The following is a 3,531-nucleotide window of genomic DNA, read 5'->3' as shown; positions in this document are numbered from 1 at the left end:
GATTCCCGCCTTCGAGGCTGTCGCAAAACCCACCAGGAACCTCGTTCCCACGCTCTGCGTGGGAATGCATAGCCAACCACAGGAATCGTGTCTGTGGTTGGGTCCTGGCGCTACCACGCAGAGCGTGGGAGCGAGGAGGGTTTTCGAACTCGTTCCCACGGTCCCCCGTGGGAATGCATACCAAACCCACCGCAAATGAAACAACCAGCATGAAACCCTCGAAAACCCAGACAAAGAGAGGGTTCCCCACATACGGCCAGATCCGTATGCATTCCCACGCAGGACCCACAGGGCCTAAAGCATGGGAACGAGGTTCCGGAGGGTTTTACGACAGCCTCCTTCGCGGGATGACGGCAGTAGTATAACTCTGCATTTAAGACCTTTTACGACAACCGCCTTCTCGGGGATGACGATGGTATATTCTTAATTGCTGAGTCCCTAAGTTGTCAGGGTCGCAAGTTACCCTTGCTCAAAGATTTCAGGCAAAAATGATGTGCCGTAATCCATGGGCTCCAGATCAAAGTAACTGGCCACAGACTGGCCGATATCGGCAAAGGTTTCGCGCATTCCAAGAGCGCAGGGAATCAGTTTCTTACTGTATACCAGCACCGGAATATGTTCCCGGGTATGATCAGTGCCGTGCCAGGTTGGGTCACAACCATGGTCTGCGGTAATGATCAGCAAATCCTCATCACCCATGGAATACAGCAAATCAGGCAGCATGGCATCCAGCTGCTCCAGGGCCAGCGCATAACCGGCAACATCACGTCGATGGCCAAAAGAAGAATCAAAATCAACAAAGTTGGTAAAGATAATCGTACGGTCACCGGCCTGCTGAAGCTCCTCTCTGGTTGCTTCAAACAGGGCGGGAATACCCGTAGCTTTTATCTTTTTGGTAATGCCCTGCTGGGCAAAGATATCAGCGATCTTACCAATACTGACCACCTGACCACCGCTGGCCGCCAGCTTATCCAGCACCGTGGGCGCAGGCGGCAGAACCGAGAAATCACGGCGATTACCCGTGCGCTGGAAGTCACCGGCATCATCACCAATAAAGGGGCGGGCAATCACACGACCAATGTTGTATGGCTCGAGAATCTCCCGGGCAATCAAACAAACTTCCAGCAAGCGATCCAGACCAAAGGTTTCTTCATGGCAGGCAATCTGGAAAACACTGTCCGCGGAAGTATAGACGATGGGTTTGCCCGTTTTCATATGCTCTTCACCGAGCGCCTCCAGAATAGTGGTCCCGGAAGAATGACAGTTACCCAGCACACCCGGCAGTTTCGCTTTTTCAATCAGCTCATCCAACAGCTCTTTTGGAAAGCTGTTCTGCTTATCGCTAAAATAGCCCCACTCATAAAGAACGGGAACCCCCGCCATTTCCCAGTGACCACTGGGCGTATCCTTACCTGTGGAAATTTCTCTGGCATAACCATAGGCACCAATGATTGGCATATCACAGGTCATGCCTTTGGGAAATTCACCACAGGAATCCCTGGAGGCATGAACCAGACCCAGACTACCCAGCACTGGTAATGTAAGGGGACCTTGTCGTCCGATATCCGCCTCGCCTTCTGCGCAGGCCTGGGCAATATGCCCGATGGTATTGGAGCCGACATCACCAAACTTGTCAGCGTCGTCAGTGGCTCCAATGCCGAATGAATCCACCACAAGGATAATTGCACGTTTCATTCATTACTCCTGCTAAGCCGTCACTGCGGTGACAGCTTTTTGTAGACCAGAGAGTGAGACTGTGGCGCCTGATCGGCGATGATAACTGCACTGCGTAACATTTCCGCAGCCTGATTCCATGTGGTTTCTGAACTGGCATGAAGCATGGCAATCGGCCGTGACGGATCAATCCGGTCACCCAGCCGGCAAATTTCCGTGAAGCCTACGCCATAATCAATGGAATCAGAAGCCACTTTTCGACCGCCACCCAACTGAACCACCGCCATCCCCACTTCCCGGGTATTCATTGCCGAGAGGTAACCCTCGCCTTCCAGATAAACCGGTTTAATAATGGCAGCATGAGGCAGGTAGCTATCGTAACGTTCAGTAAAGTCTGCAGGCCCACCCAGACCCTGCACCATCCGCCTGAAAATCTCCGCTGCCTGCCCATTATCCAGAACCGACTGCAGCTTCTCTCTGGCCTGTTCCAGACTATTGGCCAAACCACCTGAGACCAGCAGTTCAGCCGACTGAACCATGGTAATTTCCAGCAGTCGGTCATTACGATATTCACCGGTCAGAAACTGAACGGCTTCACGAACTTCAAGGGCATTCCCCGCAGATGATGCAAGACACTGGTTCATATCCGTGAGCAATGCGGTGGTTTTAACGCCCGCGCCATTGGCCACCTGAACAATGCTCTGGGCCAGCTCAACGGACCGTTCAAAGGTTGGCATAAAGGCACCACTGCCCACTTTGACATCCATTACCAGCGCGTCCAGACCTTCTGCCAGTTTTTTCGACAGAATCGACGCCGTAATCATGGCGATGGACTCAACGGTAGCGGTCACATCCCGGACACCATAAATGCGCTTGTCTGCTGGAGCCAATTCACCGGTCTGGCCGACAATCGCCACACCAGCGTCTTTGACCACTTTTTGGAACAGGGATTCCGATGCACTGGTGATATAGCCGGGAATACTGTCCAGCTTATCCAGCGTGCCGCCGGTATGCCCAAGTCCCCGCCCGGAAATCATTGGAACATAACCACCACAGGCCGCGATCATGGGGCCAAGCATCAGGCTGACCACATCGCCAACGCCACCGGTTGAATGCTTATCCAGAATGGGGCCGGACAGGTTTTCCGACGACCAGTCCATCACTTCCCCGGAATCGCGCATGGCACAGGTCAGGGCGATTCGCTCCTCAATATTCATACCCTGAAAATAGACGGCCATGGCAAAGGCACCGATCTGACCTTCCGACACTGAGTCATCCGTAACGCCAGCAATGAAATTGCGAATCTCCTGCTCGCTGAGAACCTCTGCTTCCCGCTTACGACGAATAACTTCTTGTGGAAGAAACATATCAATAACCGCCCTTTATAGTCTCACCGTCTTCACCCTGTTTAAGTCCGAGATCAATCAGCAGGTTGCCTAACAAACTGCTGGCACCAAACCGGTAATGGCGACGATCAACCCAGCCTGTCCCCATAATTTCATCGGCCAGATCAAGATGCAGTGCGGCATCTTCAGCCGTTTTGATACCACCGGCAGGCTTGAACCCTACCTGAGTATTACCGCTGTCGCGTATTGCTTCCAGCATGAGTCGTGCAGATTCCGGCGTAGCATTAACCGCTACCTTGCCAGTAGAGGTTTTAATAAAATCAGCACCGGCTTCAATGGAAATTGCGCTGGCTTTGCGAATCAGGGCAGGGTCTTTCAACTCACCGGTTTCAATGATGACTTTCAACAATACATTCTTTGATGAGCCACTGGCGCCAGCGCTGCAGGCCGCTTTACATTGGCGAACCAACTCAGCACCCACTTCTTCGTTGCCGGCCATCAGTGCCCGGAA

3 protein-coding genes are annotated in these 3,531 nt (G+C 52.8%); all 3 read right to left on the bottom strand.

All coding sequences use genetic code 11. The features are described from left to right. Positions 1 to 459 precede the first annotated feature (459 nt). Positions 460 to 1,695 carry a phosphopentomutase gene (locus tag RM811_RS21710; protein ID WP_402528313.1) on the bottom strand — a complete coding sequence of 412 codons (1,236 nt, stop codon included), beginning with the start codon at positions 1,693 to 1,695 and terminating at the stop codon, positions 460 to 462. Positions 1,696 to 1,715: 20 nt separating this feature from the next. Further along, the gene (gene deoA / locus RM811_RS21705) at positions 1,716 to 3,041 is read right to left on the bottom strand and encodes a thymidine phosphorylase (protein ID WP_402528310.1); all 1,326 of its coding nucleotides are present in this window, start codon (positions 3,039 to 3,041) and stop codon (positions 1,716 to 1,718) included. A 1-nt stretch (position 3,042) separates the two neighbouring features. Continuing rightward, positions 3,043 to 3,531: deoxyribose-phosphate aldolase (gene deoC / locus RM811_RS21700; RefSeq protein ID WP_402528307.1), on the bottom strand; the 489-nt coding region annotated here is incomplete at its 5' end.

Origin of the sequence: Endozoicomonas sp. (assembly GCF_031844845.1) — a bacterium.
GTDB lineage: Bacteria > Pseudomonadota > Gammaproteobacteria > Pseudomonadales > Endozoicomonadaceae > Endozoicomonas.
This window is presented reverse-complemented; position numbering and strand designations above follow the sequence as displayed.